Genomic DNA, 19,409 nt, shown 5'->3' on the forward strand with positions numbered 1-19,409 from the left:
GTGTATAAGGATTTACTAACTTTATTAATGCAGTTTACGGAAACTCAAGCGTCTTCACAGATTGAAAAATTCATCTTTGCGTGATATAATATATTTTAAAGTTATACGAGATGTTTTTGGAGGTGTGAAAATGGCTGTAAGCTACAAAAAACTATTCCATTTATTAATAGAGAAAGATATGACGAATGCACAATTGCAGCAACAAGCAGGATTTTCTGCCAATATTATCACAAGATTAAAACGAAACGGATATATCTCGCTTGACAGCATTGAAAGCATCTGCCGAGTTTTAAATTGTGGCGTTGATGATATTTTGGAATTTGTACCCGATGAAAAGGAGGAAGTATAATGGACAAAAAAAGAGTCGGTCAAATCAAAGAACAGTTTGACCTTGTTATACACATTGGCGAAAACGCCAATTTTGAGTTTTGGTTTGCTCGTGAATTAATGCCTTTGCTTGGTTATGAACGTTGGGAAAATTTTGATAAAGCAATAAGCCGTGCGATGGAATCCTGTGAAACCAGTGGTATTGAGGTATCTGACCATTTTCGTGAGATCACGAAAATGGTTCCCTTGGGTAGCGGCGCACATAGAAATGTCAAGGACTATATGTTGACTCGTTATGCCTGTTATTTAATTGCACAGAACGGCGACCCAAAAAAGGAAGAGATTGCATTTGCACAGAGCTATTTTGCTGTACAGACCCGAAAACAGGAATTAATTGAAGAACGTATTGCCCTTATTGAGCGGACAGAAGCTCGCAGCAGATTGCGCGAATCTGAAAAACGTTTATCGCAGAACATTTATGAGCGTGGCGTCGATGACACCGGATTTGGCCGTATTCGTTCTAAAGGTGACCAAGCTCTGTTCGGTGGTCATAGCACACAGGAGATGAAGTCTCGCTTGGGAGTGAAAGACAACCGCCCTCTTGCTGATTTTCTGCCAACTCTGACGATAGCTGCAAAAAATCTGGCAACAGAAATGACGAATTATAATGTAGAAGAAAAGGATTTGCAGGGAGAAATAGACATTACAGGCGAACACGTTCAGAACAATCTGTCTGTTCGTAAAATGCTTGGACAGCGTGGCATCAAACCAGAAGAACTGCCTCCGTCTGAGGATATCAAAAAATTAGAACGCCGAGTAAAGTCGCAGGAAAAGAAAATGGCATCACAGGCTGGAAAATTGCCAGAGTTGGATGATGGAGGTGAAAATTAATGGCAAATCTATCACAACAGAAACGTCAACGAATGCTTGAATTTCTGCAAACCATTCGTGAGGAACATAAAGACGATGATGATGTCTTAATTGCCATAGGCGAAATTGAAAGTGAACTCAACGCCAAAAAATATGGTCTTGTGTGGGAACAGCACGAAGAGACTGTGGATATACGGATGCGTGATAATATTCCTGTATTTACTGAATGCACAGATAAGGAAATCAACGCATCAGCTGATGGTGTCTATAATTTTATCCTTGAAGGCGATAATCTGCATTCGCTTCGTCTTCTTGAAAAGACACACTCAGGAAAAATTGACCTTATCTACATAGATCCACCGTACAATACGGGCGGTCGTGATTTTATATATGATGATGCTTTTGTAGACAATACGGATACTTTTCGACATTCCAAGTGGCTGTCTTTTATGGCAACTCGACTTGGGAGAGCAAAGGAACTTCTTAGTCCAGAGGGATTAATTTTCATAAGTATCGATGATAATGAAGTTGCTCAGTTGAAATTGCTTTGTGATGAAATTTTTGGAGCAAACAACTTCAGAGGACAAATCGCTCGTAGTACAGGTACTCCTACTGGACAGGGAAATGCAATTATTTCTAATGAAATTGACTATATGTTGGTTTATGCACGTACCGAACAAGCTGTCTTCAATGGTCTGCCTTTTGATGATGAAAGTTCGAAAATTTATAATTTAGAAGATGAATATGGGCGTTATTTAGTGCGTCCTTTGAGAAAAACTGGCGGCGAGGACAGGCATGAAGACAGACCCAGTATGTATTATCCTGTTACTGCTCCAGACGGTACACAGATATACCCGATTGCTCCTGCTGGCTATGAAAGCAGGTGGCGTTGTCAAGAGAGCACTTATATTAGTTTACGAAATGAACATAGGATAGAATGGAAAAAAGATAAAAGTGGTTGGAAAGTATATCAGAAGTTTTATCTTGAAGGCCGCACCAAACAGTCCGGAAATTTGTGGACAGGGATTGAAGGTAATAAAAAAGCCACTATCACTATTAAGAATATTTTTGGAGACAATGTATTTTCGTTCCCAAAGCCTGTTGAACTCATTTCTCGCATTATTCACATTGCAAGTAAACCCGATAGTATCGTTCTTGACTTTTTCGCAGGTTCTGGTACTACTGGACAGGCTGTTTTGGAATATAATCGTGATAACGATGGAAGCAATCGTACTTTCATTCTATGTACTAATAATGAAAATAATATCTGCGAAGAAGTCACCTACGAGCGTATTCGCCGTATAATTTCAGGTTATGGTAAAACTGCAGGTATTCCTGCTGATGTGAAATATTATCGTACCGACTTTGTATCAAAGGATGCAGAAGACATCAGTGAAGAATTACTTGCTCATATAACTGAAATGGTACAGTTGGAACACGGCGTAAAAATTGATGGCAGCGAATATCTCATTATTATGAATGATGATGAACTGGATGCAATAGAACAGAATTGGGACAACTGTGGTAATGTGAAAGCAATGTATGTATCCAAAAATGTGTTGTTTACTACGGCACAGAAGAAATTGTTCGGAAATATTGACATACACATTATCCCGGATAATTACTTCCAATTTGAGTTAAAGGAGGTTGGCGAAGCATGGTAGTTCCCGGATTAAGTATAGAACTCTTTGAGTTCCAAGAAAAAGCTGTTATAAATCTGCTCGACCTCACTACAAAAAAGGATGGCAAACAGACCATTGTGATGAAGGCTCCTACCGGCTCCGGTAAGACCATCATTCTCGTTGATTATGTGGATAAGTATCTGTCCAATGTTAGTGAAAACACAGCGATTATTTGGTTGTGCCCCGGGAAAGGCAATCTGGAAGAACAGAGCCGTGACAAAATGCGTAAGTTTGCTTCTGGCAGGAAAACGCAGAATTTATTTGATGCATTGCTCAATGGTTTTGAGCCGGGCAGCACTACATTCATAAACTGGGAATTGGTTACTAAGCGTGATAACACCGCCATACGAGATAGTGAATGCAAAAATTTGTTTGACCGTATAGCTGATGCACACAGAAAATGTATTGAATTCATTATCATTATTGATGAGGAACATTCTAATAATACTGCAAAAGCCAAGGTTATTATCGATGCTTTTGCTGCAAAAAATATTGTGCGTGTCAGTGCTACTGCTATCGAAAATAAACGATATGAATTCTTTGAAATCGATGAAGTGGACGTTATTGGTGCTGGTCTGATTACCAAGGCTCTCTATGTCAATGAAGGCATTGAGGACAATCTGGAAATCACAGACGATTACGAATATCTGCTCGATTTAGCTGATGCCAAGAGAAAAGCTATCTTAGGACGTTATAAAGAAATCGGCAAAAACATACGCCCTCTTGTGCTTATTCAGTTTCCAAACGGACAGCCGGAAACTATCGTTGCCGTTGAACGCAAGTTAGAGAGCATGGGATATACCTACGATAACGGTATGGTCAGCAAATGGATGAGTGAGGACAAGAAAGATCTCCCGGACAATCTGACAGAAAACGATGCTATCCCTGTGTTCCTGCTTATGAAACAAGCTATCAGCACAGGGTGGGATTGCCCTCGTGCTAAAATACTCGTTAAGCTGCGTGAAGGCATGAGCGAAAGTTTTGAAATCCAGACTATAGGCCGTATCCGCCGTATGCCGGAGGCTACGCACTATGAAGATGATTTATTAGACTTCTGCTATGTTTACACCTTTGACGAAAAATATAAAGCAGGTCTGCTTTCCAATATGGACAAGGCATACGAAACACGCAGACTGTTCCTTAAGGATAAATGCAAAACATTTACCCTTGAAAAACAAATCAGAGACCTCGATTTTGATGGTCTTGGTGAGCGTGAAGTGTTAAACCGCATCTATGACCATTTTGTGAAAAAGCATAATCTCGGCAAAGACAAGGCAAATAATAAACTGCGTCTTACTGCTGATGGGTATGTGTTTGGAGATGAAATTATCGGTCACGCTCTGCACGGTCAATTTATCCGTACTGACAAGGTAATGGAAAGCCATGACTATTTTACTACTCGTAAACGTGTGAATACGCATAAGCACGGTATGGAGCTTCTCCACTGTGTAGATGCAATCAAAACTACAATTGATATGCCTTCGGCAAAGGTAAAAACTATTTTAGAGCGTTTGTTCCGCAGAGGCGGCAATAATTACAAAAAGCTGTTGTTACTGGATACGTCAGAATTTTATGCATTTGTTATTAACAATGAGCATTTGCTTAAAGAAGAATTCCGAGCAGTCACAGCGGAAATGTCCGTACAGATAAGTTTTGCGGTAAATCCAAAGGTCTCTGCTTTCCATATTCCAGAGCAGGACTTCTTCCGTTATGACCCCGGCGTTAAGGACGAGGTTGAATACCTAACTAACGCTTATCACGAATACACAACCGGCTATGCCACAAGTCTTGTACGCAGCACTTCTGAAATGCTGTTTGAACAATACTGTGAGGGCTGTGATGACATCGAATGGGTTTATAAAAATGGCGATACCGGGCAGCAGTACTTTTCAATTGTATATATGGATGGCTTGCAACACCAGTGGCTTTTCTATGCGGACTACATCGTTATGAAGAAAGATGGCACAGTTTGGGTAATTGAAACCAAGGGCGGCGAATCCAAAGGAAAGGATAAAAATATCGATACGCAGATAAGAAATAAATTTGAAGCCTTCAAACGATATACAGCCGATAAAGGTTTGCATTGGGGATTTGTTCGCGACAAAGATAATCAGCTATATATCAACAATACTGAGTTTGCCATTGATATGGCAGATGAACATTGGGTGCCATTACAGCAAGAATTTTGATAGAGATGGAGGGAAATAAATATGACGCTCGAAAAAATGAAAACAGTGTTTGCTTCTTTATCAACTTGCTCAACATGGTCATTACAATTGTTACAGATAAAGAATTCAAGACAACACGGTACTTCTTACTCGGGGAGAGAAATCACACTCTCTCCAGAGGGTACATTATCAGCATTTGTTTCTGAAATAGCTGAACGCTATATTGCTGATACAAATGGAGTTATTAACTCATATCAAGATGTTATAGAGTATGATGGCTCTACCATCGACAAAGTTATCTATTGGATAAAAACAGACAATGCTTTAATTTCCGAGGAATATAAGACATTGATTGCAGCCATTGCTACCCCTGATACGGAAATTGACCCTTTAGAGTTCAAAGCACGTGCTTACCTACTGCGAGGTATTATTAAGATTGGCAACGAAGAAAAACCTGTTAAATTGATTTCTATGCAGAATCCGGTTACATCATTAAAGCATAAATTCTTAAGAGCAAGCGGAACTTTTAAGGAAATTTCTGATAGGGTCATCTCGTTGCGCACATTAATTGATGTAATCATGATTGATGACACTGTTTATATGCTTACACTCGTAGGAGAAAATCTATTTAACATGGAACGCGCATATAAAGCAACTTGTAGCGAAAAAATACAGGATATTCAGCAATGCAGTATTGTAACAGATTTTGATGCATTTGCTTCAATTGCCGGAAGTGGTCATAATCCAAGAAAATTTGTTTCATTTCATGATGGTCATCTCCAAAAGCTAAAAAATGCAAATAGTCGAAAGAAAATGGCGAAAAAATTTAATATCCCATTAGACGGAGATAAGTTTGAAACCAGTCAACCGGGAGCCGCTGACAAAATCGTAAAACTCCTTTGTGACAGAGGGATGATTGACCCGTTTGATGATAATCCTATGGAAGTAGCTGGGTCAAAGAGATGGGAATAATATGGAGGTTGAATGAATGTCAAAAATATTTTCATTAAGCCTTTATCACACATCGTTCGCCCCGCTGTGGATATCCATTCTTTTTATTGATATAAAGAGTTGCATAGAAAACACATCGAATCTATGGACAGAATATATCAGCATAGGCTGCATTCTGGTTTCATGTCTTATAGCACTTATTGTGTTACTGGTGACATTGCGCACAGGCGGTAAAGAAGGGACAACACCACAGATGCTCATGTCTGCGACAGAGGAGAAGACAATCACTGCAGAGTATCTATTGTCATATATTCTTCCACTGTTTGCATTTGATTTCACGCAATGGAGCCAAGTGATTTTGTTCTTGATATTTTATCTGACATTAGGTTTCCTCTGTGTTCGCCATAACTATTTCAGTGTAAATATTATTTTGGAGATAACTAATTTTCGCTTTTTTATATGCAAATCCAAAAATGAAGATGGACAAGTTTTAGAGCAAAGAATCATCAGCCATCGTCAACTGACTGGATGCGTAGGCGAAACCCTATACCTAAAATCGATTAACAACGAATACAAGTTGGATATAAAACAATAAGAAAACACCCACACAGGAGCATTTCTACTCTTGCGTGGGTGTTCTCCTTGTCACACTCTTTGAAGGTGTCACTCAAAAATTCTCGTTTTACGAAAATCCCTTTGTTGCCCCGACTAACCGGAGGCATTAACAAAATTGTATTTACTTTTTCTGTACATTCTTTAAGCAGTCAAGAGTTACGGCTACAAGTATGATGATACCTTCAAATACGAACTGTAAGTTGGTATCGATACCAAGGATGGTGAGGGAGTAGGTACTTGAAGTTCTGTCTGGCTATTTTCATCATAAAACCCCTTCTTAATAATCAGCTTATTTAAGAACTGTTCTCTAAGCACAGGGAGGCTTGCCTTGTATCTTTCTCTAAGGCTGTCTATGTTTCTTGCAGACTCTATTTCTTCATCAAGTTTTGATCTGACTTTTTTGAGGATTTCAGTGAGTTCATCCACATTTACAGGCTTTAAGATGTACTCTGTCACCCCAAGCCTAATCGCCTCTTTTGCATAGGTAAAGTCGTCAAATCCGGAAAAAATGATAACTTTAATAGACGGAAATCTTTGCCTAAGGCTTTCTGTAAGTGCCAGCCCATCCATATACGGCATCCTAATATCCGTAATTATCACATTTGGCTCTAAGTTCTCTATCTTTTCGAGCGCATCTCTGCCATTTTCAGCATCTCCAACCACTTCAAAGCCATTTGCTTCCCAGTTGATTTTCTTGATGATGCTGGTACGCACTTCTTCCTCATCATCTACGAGCATTATTTTATATAAATCCATATTCTTACCGGCCTTCTAATTTGTATTCAAAGTGTTATGATAATTCTAACTTTGTTTGTGGGGATAGTCAATAAGTACTGCCACTCCCCAGTCTTCAAGCCTTAGTTTATCCCCTTTTACATAACTTATCCCGGTAATGGCATCTGTGCAGCCCTTCACATCCTCTACACATATCTCTACTTCCATAGGCTTACAGGAGTAGTTAAATACATAGGTTAACTCCTCGCTCAGTTCATTTACACCTCTTCTGGTTATCACCGGGAAAGTGGTCTGTACAGGGAGATTTTGTCTCTCATACACAGCTTTTAATGCCTCTCTTAAGACATCCTTTAGCAAAGTTTTGTCCAGATATGAAGCTATATAATAAGCCTTTCCCCTTCCGTATTCATTGCAGGTTACTGCAGAATAATTATTCCAGTATATATGTTCATATGGATGGATTTCTTTAGCTGTATCAGCAGTTACAAGCTCTGCCACATACTTTACTTCTTTTCCTCCTGCTCCCATATTAAGAGTATGTGTAAATTCATCATAATGTACTCCAAAGCAGTCAGTAAGCCCCGCAGGAAGAGTTTTAGTATATACACTAACCCTTCTGTCTGCTACAAATGAGCGAAAGCTACCTATGAGGATACCACCGTTTTTCACAAACTTGTCAAGCTTTTTAGTAAGCTCTTTAGATACGCAGTAAAGTGCAGGGCAGATAATGGCTTCATACTTATCAAGATTTACATACTCGGAGAAAACGATATCACATTCGAGGTTTTCTTCATAGAGGCTGTCATACATATATCTTACAACATCATTATAACTAAGCTCTTTATCGATTGGAAACCACTTAAGCGCACTTAAAGATAGGGTATCAACCAAAAGGGCAATCCTGTTTTTCTTTTTTATGCAAAGCTTTTCCTTTGTAAGTTTCTTGATTTCATTGCCAATCTCGGAAATCTCATTGTATATTCTAGATGGCTTTAAGTCATGGCTTAAAATGCCCTTCCAGTAAGTCTCAAAGCTTTGATGGATGGAATGCCAGTTCCAGTACATCACTCCATCTGCACCAGATGCAATATGGCTAAAAGCGTGAAGCCTGAGCTGTTTCGGGAATGGGCACCAATACTTAAATGCCTGCGACTGGCATTCAAGTACAAAGTAGTTGTCATTTTTAAGACTTCTTACTTCATCTCCACAAAACGCTATCTCAGCACCTGTCAGCTGAAATCCGGTAGGATGATAGATGTCAGTTCCTGCATGCGTGAGTGCATAAGAAGCTCTTAGGTGATGGATACCATCCTGTACCCCGTAAGAATAGCCATCCTGAGCTATATCAGCACCAAACTTTCTCCATTCAAAGTCAAAGTTGTGCGTAATAAACTGCTCCGGTTTTTTATATTCATTTACAATCTCTGCCTGCATTTTAAGGAAGTTAACTGCCATATCTCTCTGAAATTCTTCAAATTCACAGGCAAGGCTTGCATTTATTGTCCCGGAAATATCAGGAAAATCCTCCCACGAGCGGATACTGTTACTCCAGTAAGCAAGTCCAAAATCTTTGTTAAACTCCTCTATGTCTGTATATCTGCTTTTAAGCAGACGGATAAACGCTTCCTGAATCTCTGCTCCGAAGTTGTCATAATGCTTGGTTTCATTGTCTATCTGAAATCCTATAACCTGTGGATGCCTCGCTGTATGCTCTAAGAGTTTTCTGATTATTCTACTGCTATAGAATATATATGTATCTGATAAAAGGTTAAATATCTGCCTTTTACCATATTTTACATCGCCGTTTTTGGTATGGACAAGTACGTTTTTATCAAGCTTTGCAAGCCAAGATGGTACTGCATATGTAGGAGTACCAATTATTACCTTGAGACCGTACTTCCCGGCTCTTTTTAGAACTTCATCAATATGGTAAAAATCATACTCTCCCTCCTTTGGCTCTAGTGTACTCCAGGTAGATTCCGCTATTCTTACCACGTTCATCCCAGCCTTTTGCATAAGGGCAAAATCTTCGTCTATCCTCTCATAAGGCATATATTCAGGATAGTACGCACAGCCATACAAGAATTCATTTTCCATTATCGTTCTCCTTATCAGGTTAAACAAAACATCTGTAGACAGTATAACTCAAAATGTATGAAATTACACTGCTACAGATGCTTTTGGGGTTCAGGTTGGACTTAACCATAGCTTTATTCTTCTTTATTAGTTACACTAAAATAATCAAAATCAGCTTCCTTCTTGTGGAACATACTGTCTACTGCGAATATACCTACCATCGTGCCCGTAAACTCACCGTATTTGCAATATTCATCCGAAAGCTTATCCGTAGCAAAAACAGGTCCAATAGGCTTGGTATCCTCGCCCTCATATCCCCATTTGAAATAGCTTTCTCTGCCCGATACGATTAGTTCAAATCTAAGCATACGGCAATCAACAGCTGTTCTTGTGTCCAGATGTTCTTTCTTTTCACCATTTTCAAGGGATATAATTGCAACCACAGGCTGCTTAAGAGTATCTGAATAATACTTCCTAAGTGCTATATAATTCATATTGTCATAATAAAGCACCAGGCCGGCACTATGTTGATATATCTCAGGGTTAAAATCTAATCCTGCATTAGCCTCAACTTCTACTGATGGTAGTTTTCTGCAAAGGAGGCTCACTCTATTAAGTGAAGAAAGAGATTCCTGCCCCCTAAGTCTGATAAAACCTTCTCTACTTGTGCAGTCTGTAAATTCGTTTGGAAATATTCTTGGGGAATAGTAGTCCTTTCTTAATACCGTCTCATCAAAATCATCTCTGTCTGGCAGTATCTCTGCATCAAAAGCAGGCAAGTAAGCTTCCTCTGTTTCAATCTTAGCCAGATTAGTGCCATCAGCCATTCTAAGCCATCCATCATCAGTCCATATCATTTTCTGAATAGCACTTTCTCTCCCCAGAGTACATCTAAGCTCCGGCACAAACGGTCTTGCACATAGATGAACCAGATAAGCAGTTTTTTCATCCAGATTAATATAACTACCATGCCCTGACTTTTGCAAAGCCGACTCAGGATTATAGTATCTTGGCTTTAGGTGATCCCAATCCGCCCTTTCATTTGAATTATTTGGCGATGAGGTCAGTATGGGATTCATAGGGTCCTTTTCAAATGGCCCATATGGAGACTTTGATCTTGCCATAGTAACACAGTGATTGTATCCCGTTCCGCCTTCTGCACACATTAGATAGTAATACTCTCCCCTTTTAGTAAGGTGAGGTGCTTCAATACAGCCTCTATCAGTACCACCGTTGTATACCCGCTTAGGATATTCCTTCAGGCATTTGTTCTTAGTATCATACTCTGCAACACAGATTACACCTGGCTTTTCATAACCGTCTCGTATCTCCCACTCCAGAGAAACTATGTATTTTCTTCCATCATCATCGTGTAGTATAGACGCGTCAAATCCCGCAGAATGCAGATATACAGGTTCTGTCCAAGGACCTCTTATATCCTTTGCTTTTATAAGATAGTTATCTACATCAAAGTATCTGGCATTCATAGAGTTCATCACACCATAGATAACATAAAAGCTATCCTCTTCCTCACAGTAAGTAAGGCAAGGAGCCCACACTCCTTTTGCAGATGGAAGCTTCCTAAGTTCAACCTGCGAATTAAGAGTTAAGACATGTGTGTATAACTCCCAGTGTTTCAAGTCTTTGGAATGATATATGGGGATTCCGGGTAACCATTCAAAAGAAGATACTGCTATGTAAAAATCATCTCCCTTTCTGCAAATGCAAGGATCCGGGTTAAAGCCTGTAAGTATTGGATTCTTTATCATAGTCTACTCCGTTTCAAACCACCCAAAGGCTGCACTTCTGCCAAGATCCCAAGAATCCCAGCCTTCCCAGCCTTTGGTATTTACAGTATCTGTAAGTAACTTATAGCTCCAGTAATAATATCCGCTTCCTTTATTCCAAGCCTTAAGCTGTGCCTTACAAAGAGTTTTGTAAATATGCTTTTTTTCTTCATCACTAAGCACTTTAGTTATATCTTCCATCTCACCATTTAATACAGACCGACCGCCCTTTGTATCCCTTCCACAAGCGAGAGAGTTAAAAAGGCACCACTCTCCGCAGATTACAGGAAAATACTCCTGCATTTCCTTTACGTCCTCTTCATACACATCTTTTATATACTTTACATAAGAATCAAGAGTTTGTGCGGTTCCCTGCATCTCAGCCACCATCAGATACTGATGGGTATCAAGTACAACATTTTCAAACCTATCCTCCCTCATAAAGTCCTTCCACTCTTTGAGGCGGAAGCCATCGTGGAATACTACATACTTTTCCTTAGGGAGGTATTTTCTTAGCCTGTCATAAGCTTTTACATAAAATTCACGTAAAAATTTACTTGTAACAGGACCTGAGCCCTCAGCCTTTTTACCATCAACAGGCGGATATCTCTTTTGAACCATGTCCCACAAATCCTCAGATACAGGTTCATTTATTATCTGGATGCCCCAAAGCCCTATTCTTTCTCCATAGCGGTGTGCAAGCCTTTCAAGTACAGTCAGCACAAATTCAACCTCTTCGGGTTCGCTAGACCACTTGCATACTCCACTTATTCCGCCATTGTCAAAGCCGTTCTGACTATCAGGTGCAGTATGTAGGTCTATAAGAATACTGAGCCCATATCGCTCTGCCCAGTTGAATGCCTTGTCAAGCTCTTCAATACAGCCTATAAATGGTTCTCTGTCACCAAATATGAAGTATGGAACGGGTATCCTTACTGAATTTAAGCCAAGAGACTTTATGTATACAAAGTCTCTCTCAGAAATATACTCAGCCCTGTGCTGGCGTATTCTTGCTTCATATACTTCTTTTGGAAGCTGTGTAGGAAGATAATATTCATCTTCCGCTGTAGTCCCTGCAAAGAGCTCCGGACTCATCCATTTCTCTAGAACCAGCCAGTTCCCTAAATTTACACCTTTTACTTTATCAATTTTTGTATTCATTTTTTACCTTTCTAATATTTGCTAGTTTGTTAAATGTATCACGATCTTTACTTTATAAATATCAACCCTTTACAGAACCCACTGTAATACCTTTTACAAAGTACTTCTGTACAAAAGGATATACAAGGAGTATAGGGCCGGTTGCAACTATTGCCATTGCCATCTTAAGACTGTTAGACGGCAAATCAGCCACACTGATGCCGGACTGCGAGGCTATTCTTGCGAGCGCCTGCGTCTGCTGTAAGAGATTGTATAGCATATACTGTAGAGGGAACTTAGTATTACTGTTTATATAAAGCATTGCATTGTACCAGTCATTCCAATATCCAAGCGCCATAAACAGTCCTACAGTAGCAAGGCCCGGCTTAAGAAGCGGGAAGACTACCTGAAAGAAAATCCTGTACTCCCCTGCTCCATCTATCTTTGATGCCTCTATAAGTGATGGCGGTATTGTGTTTACAAAACTCCTCATTATAAGCAGATAAAATACATTGAATAATCCGGGCAATATGAGAGCCCAAAGGCTGTCCTTTAATTTCAAATACTGAATGTAGAAGATATAGGTTGAAACCATTCCACCGTTAAAAAGGGTGGTAAAGTAAAAGAAAAATGAAAAGTGGTTTCTGTACTTAAAGTCTTTTCTACAAATTACATAGGCTGTCATAGTGATTAGTAAAGTACCTAAGATAGTACCAACACCTGTTATTAAGATAGATATACCATAGGCACGAAATACTGTAACCGGATTCCTGAATATGAGACCGTAGGCCTTGGTTGAAAAATCATTGATAAAAAGGCTGTATCCCTGTGTCCTGATATAGTTCTCGGATGTAAATGAGCCTGATATCAGCACTATAAATGGTATTATACATATGAGAGCCATAAGTCCAACACTTACATAGGCTAATATATAAAATAACTTTGAAGAAGTGCTTAGCTTAACCTTAGAGCCTAAGCCGCTGCTTTCTATGTCTTTATTTTTAGCTGCCATATTTTCCTCCTTTAGAATAAAGCGTTTGATTCATCTACCTTTTTAACTATCTTATTGACGATTATAATTATTACAAAACAAAGTACCGACTGATACAGCGATGCCGCCGCACTCATCCCCAGGTTCGAATTCTGCAAGAGGGAGCGAAATACATAAGTATCAATAACATCGGTTGCATTAAACAATTGACCGTTTTGTCCAACTATCTGGTAAAACATTTCAAAGTCTCCACGAAGAATACGGCCTACATTTAGAAGAAGCATTGTGATAACAGTTGCTCTTATCGATGGTAGGGTGATATTTCTTATCCTCTGGAAAATATTTGCTCCATCAACTGAAGCAGCCTCATATATCTCAGCATCTACACCAACTATTGCGGCTATATATATAACTGAGTTGTAGCCACACCATTTCCAGGAGTTAAAACAGGCTATGATTACAGGCCAGATACCGGGCATTTCATAGACATTTACCGGATCTCCTCCAAAGGCTTTTATGATGCTGTTTAACAAGCCTGTTTCATAGTTAAATATTGCAAATACAAAGGTTCCTACGATTACCCAGGATATAAAGTAAGGCAGGAAAATCAATGACTGAGACACTTTTTTGAATACCTTTTTGTTAATCTCTGAGATGAAGATTGCTATAGCTATCGCAAGCAGCTGCGAGGTAATAAGATTAACCAGATTATATACTATGGTATTCTTTGTAATCAGCCATCCCGTGCCTGATTCAAAGAGATATCTAAAGTTCTCTATACCGTTCCAATCACTTCCAAATACTCCAAGGTCAAACCTATAGTTCTTGAAAGCCAAGACAAGTCCTGACATAGGAAGATACGCCATAACAATAGTAAGAATAACTGCGGGACAAATCATCACAAACAGCGGTTTATTCTTCTTAAATTCCGCTAAAAAACCGTTAGTTTTCATTGCTGCCTCCTCATAATATTTCATTTTCTTAATTGTAACTTTTTATCAAATGAGTTTACACTTATATAATTATGAAATAGGGGAAAATTTTAAGTTTTTAGTTCATCTATGCATAAGTCCTTTAATAAAGGAAAAAGCACAGCCCATAATAGGCTGCACTTTTCCTGTCATTTTATAAATTTTTATTTACCAAGACCTGCTACATATTCATCAAGCTGTCTCTGTATTTCAGCTCTAACCTTGTCAACACCTGCTGCCTTCATCTTTGCTTCATACTCAGCAAGACCCTTGTCAATATCGGTATAACCAAGCTCTAATGGCCACCAATACTGCTGATGTACGCTGTTGCAGGCTGCATATTCTGTCTCAATCTTAGATGTATCTATAATAAAAGATGAGAACTTCTCTGCTGTATCATCAGCCTTTATCTTCTCTTCCCATTCCTTACGAAGTGTCTCGTAGGAGTCAGGGTATTTAGCGTCCATACGGTGAAGCTCATTGGTTCTTACAGCCCACATAGCTGATGTATTGTAATTGTTAGTATCAAGCAATGTGAAACGTCCCTTGTCGTCAAGCTCGTAGCTTGTTCCAAGTACACCAAAGTAGAAAGCATCGTAAACTTCTCTATCAGTAGTTACAAGATTCCAGAATGCCAGAGCTCTCTCAGGGTTCTTTGAGGTATGGGATATAGCAAGGGCATCCTGTGTATAAGGAAGATGTGCCTCATACTTAACAAAGTCAGCAAATTTAAAGTTCCAGTCAGGATGCATTGAATAATACCCTCCATAGGTATCTATGTTGTGAAGCCTTGTAGCAGCTACACCATTCTGTGTCTTTGTTGCGTCTGTATCAGACAGGGCTGACTTTGAGAAGAAGCCTTTTTCATTCCAACGCTTCATCATGGAAAGATAATCCTTTACCTGAGGGTACTCATAATATGTGAAAAGCTTAGGATTTGCTTCCTTAGGGTCGAAGAAAAGGAAGTCGTTTGTGGCACCCTTTGAGTTGCAGAAGCCATTGATGTACATCCAGTTATCATCAGCTGCTGTTCCTTCTGAATATACTTCAAAAGGCTGTATTCCAGGTTCATTCTCTTTTACCCAATCTAAGTATTTCTCATAGCTTTCAAAGTCTTTTACTTCTTCTTTGTATTCCTTGCCATCGTCAAACTTTGTACGGTAGATAGGTCCATATCCCTTATAAGTAGCGAGCTGGGTAGGGATTACATAGTAGTGGCCATCTACCTTTGCCTGTTTCTTAGCATTGTCAGTGGTCGCCTTAAAGTTATCAGGTGCATACTTCTCCCAGAGGTCATCTAGGTTCATAAAAGCACCTTTTCTCGCAAGCTGTGTCCAGTTAAGCCAGTTTGATGTATAAGCCATGTCAAACTCTTCTCCTGAGGAGAATAAAAGCGGATACTTGTTTGCAAAGTCAGACCAAGGTATCCAGTTAATAGTAAGAGTTGTATTCATCTTCTCCTTTAGAAGCTTGTTGAAATTCTCATCTATTAAATCCTGTCCTGCCGGTCTGTCACTTACAACATACATTGTAAGGTTTACTTCATCTGCGAACTGGTTTGCAGCACTCCCTGATTTTGCTGTGCTCGCAGCAGTTGAAGCTTTTTCTGTACTACCCTTACTTCCACAGCCCGTCAAACTGCAGGCTATGAGACAAGATGCAACAAAAGCAGATAATAATCTTTTTTTCATTTTTTTCCTCCTTTTTACCGCCTTAAAGTTATTCCTGCGGATTACTGTTGGTATAATTTTAATTTATTTTTACCGCATTTTACACAGACGATTTTAAGAAAAGGGGGAAATTTTTGTGTATCTACATCAATGCTTCTTCGAGCTCATTTATTGTAAGTGCTTTTATCCTTATGGTTACGTCAGTTCCATGAGGCTTTATATTGTCATAATGTATACCGTAATCCTCTCCATAACAGAGCTTAAGTCTGAAATTTACGTTATTTATGCCAAAGCCTCTATATCCGCCAACAGGCCGCTCGTTAAGAAGCTTTTCTATCTCTTCCCCGTCTACGCCCAATCCGTCATCAATTATATGAAACTCTATATCATCCTCTAACTTGTTAGCGGTTATCTTTATATTTACCTCTTTGATGTCAGGATGCTCAGCTATTCCATGTACAATTGCGTTTTCTACAAATGGTTGTAGAAGTATGTTTAGACAGGCGAAATTTTTTATACCTTCATCTACCTCTGTCTCAAGATGAATAGCACCTTCATAATGTACATTTTCAATTCTTATAAAGCACTCTACATGTAAAAGTTCCTCTGCTATACTTATAACGGCACTTCCATGGTTTAAGCTAAGCCTGTAAAACTGCCCCAAATCTCTTGCAATTTTGGCAACTGATTCAGCCCCGTAGTCAAGTGCTCCCCAGTTGATTAAGTCGAGTGTGTTATATAGGAAATGTGGATTAATCTGTGCCTGTAATGCCCTCATTTCTGCTCTTGTCACATCTTTACCAAGTCTGTACTGCTCTTTCATAAGCCTCTTAACTTCCGATACCATGAATTCAAAGTTATTGTAAAGCTCATCCATTTCATCCTTTGTACTTGAATCCACTTCTTCATTTATAACCGATAAATTACCTTCGGTTATATCATTTACTCTCTTTTTTAGAGCAAATATCTTACCTGAATAATACTTAGAAAACACAAAAGAAATAGTGAAAACTATTGCAATCATAATTACCGTTGCTGCTATATAGATTGTTGTCACTATGCTGCTCTGCTTCTTTATTTCCGCTTTAGGTATAAGGCTTACTATCTTCCAGTCATTATCCATGATTCTCCTGGTATAATAGAACTCCCCATCCTCAAGCTTAACCAGACTCATCGCTTTGTAATTCTTTACATTTGGAAGTTCCATATTAGCCCTGTTATTTGGATGAACAAGTACAGTACCTTTTTCATCGACAAGATAGAGAAGGGCACCTTCCACGCTCTTTGCACTTTCAAGCACCTTTTTTAGCTTCTCAATGTCAACCTGCGACATGACAGAATAAGTTTCTAACTCTCCGTCAGTCTTTTGTACGTTATATTTAGTTATGAAGCTTAGATATTCATAGTTATTATTTTTTTCTTTTACCTTAAATATGGCATAATAATTTTTACCTATAGGCCCTGGATGTGCAAATAAATCAGATTCCGGATAAAAGAAATGTTTATTGTTTGAATATAGTATCGTATCTTTTAAAAACATTCCTATCTTAAAATTAGGATGAGCAACCTCAATGGAGCCAAATGCAGAGTTAAGCTTAAGGAACTCCCTATAATTATCTCCCAAGTCCTTCTTATTGCCGAAGTTCTTATCTGCAAGGACACTTCTTATATCTCTGTCAGACTTAATCTGGTCTGCTATAAATCTTAGATTACTAAGGTAATTGCTAATAAATGCATCAGCCTGTGTATTTGCTCTTTCTATGCTGTAATTTATTTGTTTTTTATATAAACTTTCAAAAAGAGAACCCATACCTAAAAGCAGTACTCCCAAAAGTAGAACTATCGGAAGCACAAAAGAGATATGCATCTTCTTATTCATTGGGAGAGCATTAAACTTATTTTTTAATTTGACTAAGAGTTTCATGGCATATTATCCCTATATTCTGATGGTGTTAGTCCCATCTTCTTCTTAAATGCTTTGGCAAAGTACTTGGCATCATCATAGCCTACCATTTCAGCAACCTCATACTGCTTATAAGCAGGATTCTTTAACAACTCACATGCCTTATTTAGTCTCATTTCCTGGATATAAGAGCTTATTGTATTACCTGTCTTTTTGCGAAAGAGTGCGCTCAGATAGGTAGGCGCAAGGCAGGCAATCTCAGAAAGCTCAACTATTGATAGGTCAGTTTTTGATATGTGGCTGTTTATATAGTTGCAAACTTCTTTGATAATATAATTACTTGAGACATTTTGCTTTACAGTCTTAATTTCCTTAATATAACTGCATATATAATCACAGATTTCCTCTACCGACTTTGCTTCTTCTATGAATACATAACTGCCTTCATAAATAGTATCTTCCGTTTTGCTTCCATAATGTTTTTCAATCATATTATGCAGGGTATAAAAGCTATTCTTTACCGACAGATTCATGGCGGCCCTATCCTGTATCAGCTTGTTACACCAGTAGTTTACCCTCTTTATCATACTCTCAGTCTCACCAGCATTTATCAACTTTTGAAAGTCTGCAAGCTCTACATCCGATAAACTAACATATTTATCAACAGCCTCATCATCCTTTGTGGATATTTTATTCCAACCAAGATATGAAAGTGAATTAAGCTGTTTCTTTAATCTTGCAATTTCTTTTTTTAATTCTTCAGGTTCAGGGCAGGTAAAGCCTCTCATTTCGGTGCCAAGAGCAACAAACCATTGCTCATCATTTTTTCTGACTGAGAGTAACTTCTCACCAATCATCTTGGCATTATTATCACCCAAACTCTCATTGCTCTTAAGAAGAATGAGGTAAACATTGCCTCCAAGAGAGTCCGTAAGGGCAGTGTACTCCTTAGCTGTTTCTTCTGATAACAGCTCTGTAAGGCCTTTAGCTACCGAGCTAAGGCTTACAATCCCTTCCTTAGCTGTAAATAAAATTGGAGTAAAAATGCCTTCCGCCTCCCCGTTTTGATGCAAAGAATCCTTTATAGCTTCTTCCGGAAGTGTAAGCACACTATGTAAAAGGTTCTTATGCTGTCTGTTTATCTTAACTACAGCATCTACGGCCTTTTTAATTGACTTTTTTAATTCTTCAATGTCAATAGGCTTTTCAATATAGTTAACTGCACCCAAAGAGATTGCGGTAGTCAGATACTCCTTATCCGAAAATCCGCTTATAAAAATGATTTGGCAGTCCTTTGCCTTATTTTTATAAGTCTTGCAAAGCTCAATACCTCCCATCCCAGGCATTCTTATGTCTGAAATGATGATATCAGGCTTATATTCGCTCATAATCTCCAGTGCTTCTTCAGCACTGGAGGCACTTCTTACTTCATCTACGCCAAGCTCTGCAAAGGGAACATGTCTTATGATTCCATTCCTTATCGGAGCTTCATCTTCAACAACCTGTAGTCTAATCATCTTTTA

The 19,409-nt window shown here is 38.9% G+C and carries 14 protein-coding genes and 1 pseudogene; 6 read left to right on the plus strand and 9 right to left on the minus strand.

All coding sequences use genetic code 11. The annotated features are described in order from the left end of the window. The first annotated feature begins 130 nt into the window (after window positions 1-130). Genes ACO6HM_RS09190 through ACO6HM_RS09215 form a run of 6 tightly spaced genes read left to right on the plus strand, consistent with a single transcriptional unit; the run spans window position 131 to window position 6,593 of the window. The gene (locus ACO6HM_RS09190; protein WP_485390757.1) at window positions 131-349 is read left to right on the plus strand and encodes a helix-turn-helix domain-containing protein; all 219 of its coding nucleotides are present in this window, start codon (window positions 131-133) and stop codon (window positions 347-349) included. Further along, a complete protein-coding gene (dinD, locus tag ACO6HM_RS09195) occupies window positions 349-1,218 on the plus strand; it encodes a DNA damage-inducible protein D (protein ID WP_485390758.1) in 870 nt (289 codons plus the stop codon). Before ACO6HM_RS09190 ends, dinD begins: the two co-directional genes overlap by 1 nt. Beyond that, window positions 1,218-2,861: a site-specific DNA-methyltransferase gene (locus ACO6HM_RS09200; RefSeq protein WP_485390759.1), complete on the plus strand. Its 1,644-nt coding sequence runs from the start codon at window positions 1,218-1,220 to the stop codon at window positions 2,859-2,861. Before dinD ends, ACO6HM_RS09200 begins: the two co-directional genes overlap by 1 nt. Next, window positions 2,855-5,068 (plus strand): DEAD/DEAH box helicase, encoded by a 2,214-nt coding sequence (locus tag ACO6HM_RS09205; RefSeq protein WP_485390760.1) that lies wholly within the window; start codon window positions 2,855-2,857, stop codon window positions 5,066-5,068. The genes ACO6HM_RS09200 and ACO6HM_RS09205 overlap by 7 nt, the downstream gene beginning before the upstream one ends. Window positions 5,069-5,089: 21 nt before the next feature. After that, a complete protein-coding gene (locus ACO6HM_RS09210) occupies window positions 5,090-6,019 on the plus strand; it encodes a Kiwa anti-phage protein KwaB-like domain-containing protein (RefSeq protein ID WP_485390761.1) in 930 nt (309 codons plus the stop codon). A 16-nt stretch (window positions 6,020-6,035) separates the two neighbouring features. Further along, entirely contained in the window at window positions 6,036-6,593 is a 558-nt protein-coding gene (locus tag ACO6HM_RS09215) for a hypothetical protein (protein WP_485390762.1), read from the plus strand. Between the two features lie 302 nt (window positions 6,594-6,895). On the opposite strand, the pseudogene ACO6HM_RS09220 reads toward ACO6HM_RS09215, so the two are convergent. The 9 genes and pseudogenes from ACO6HM_RS09220 to ACO6HM_RS09260 all read right to left on the minus strand — a co-directional run. After that, window positions 6,896-7,369, minus strand: a pseudogene (locus ACO6HM_RS09220) (response regulator); the annotation flags it as partial. 45 nt (window positions 7,370-7,414) lie between these two features. Next, window positions 7,415-9,445, minus strand: a complete 2,031-nt coding sequence (locus ACO6HM_RS09225; RefSeq protein ID WP_485390763.1) for a beta-galactosidase — start codon at window positions 9,443-9,445, stop codon at window positions 7,415-7,417. Between the two features lie 113 nt (window positions 9,446-9,558). Continuing rightward, window positions 9,559-11,193 (minus strand): glycoside hydrolase family 43 protein, encoded by a 1,635-nt coding sequence (locus ACO6HM_RS09230; RefSeq protein WP_485390764.1) that lies wholly within the window; start codon window positions 11,191-11,193, stop codon window positions 9,559-9,561. A 3-nt stretch (window positions 11,194-11,196) separates the two neighbouring features. Next, complete coding sequence (locus ACO6HM_RS09235) at window positions 11,197-12,372, minus strand: glycoside hydrolase family 5 protein (RefSeq protein WP_485390765.1); 1,176 nt, start codon at window positions 12,370-12,372, stop codon at window positions 11,197-11,199. A gap of 61 nt (window positions 12,373-12,433) precedes the next feature. Next, window positions 12,434-13,363: a carbohydrate ABC transporter permease gene (locus ACO6HM_RS09240; protein WP_485390766.1), complete on the minus strand. Its 930-nt coding sequence runs from the start codon at window positions 13,361-13,363 to the stop codon at window positions 12,434-12,436. 11 nt (window positions 13,364-13,374) lie between these two features. Beyond that, on the minus strand, window positions 13,375-14,295 hold the full coding sequence (locus ACO6HM_RS09245) for an ABC transporter permease (RefSeq protein ID WP_208430245.1): 921 nt from the start codon (window positions 14,293-14,295) through the stop codon (window positions 13,375-13,377). A gap of 182 nt (window positions 14,296-14,477) precedes the next feature. Further along, a complete protein-coding gene (locus ACO6HM_RS09250; protein ID WP_485390767.1) occupies window positions 14,478-16,004 on the minus strand; it encodes an ABC transporter substrate-binding protein in 1,527 nt (508 codons plus the stop codon). A gap of 121 nt (window positions 16,005-16,125) precedes the next feature. Further along, the gene (locus ACO6HM_RS09255) at window positions 16,126-17,907 is read right to left on the minus strand and encodes a sensor histidine kinase (protein WP_485390768.1); all 1,782 of its coding nucleotides are present in this window, start codon (window positions 17,905-17,907) and stop codon (window positions 16,126-16,128) included. Further along, window positions 17,904-19,403, minus strand: coding sequence for a response regulator transcription factor (locus ACO6HM_RS09260; protein ID WP_485390769.1), 1,500 nt, complete (start codon window positions 19,401-19,403; stop codon window positions 17,904-17,906). Before ACO6HM_RS09260 ends, ACO6HM_RS09255 begins: the two co-directional genes overlap by 4 nt. Between the last annotated feature and the right edge of the window lie 6 nt (window positions 19,404-19,409).

This window comes from Catonella sp. (assembly GCF_057250765.1).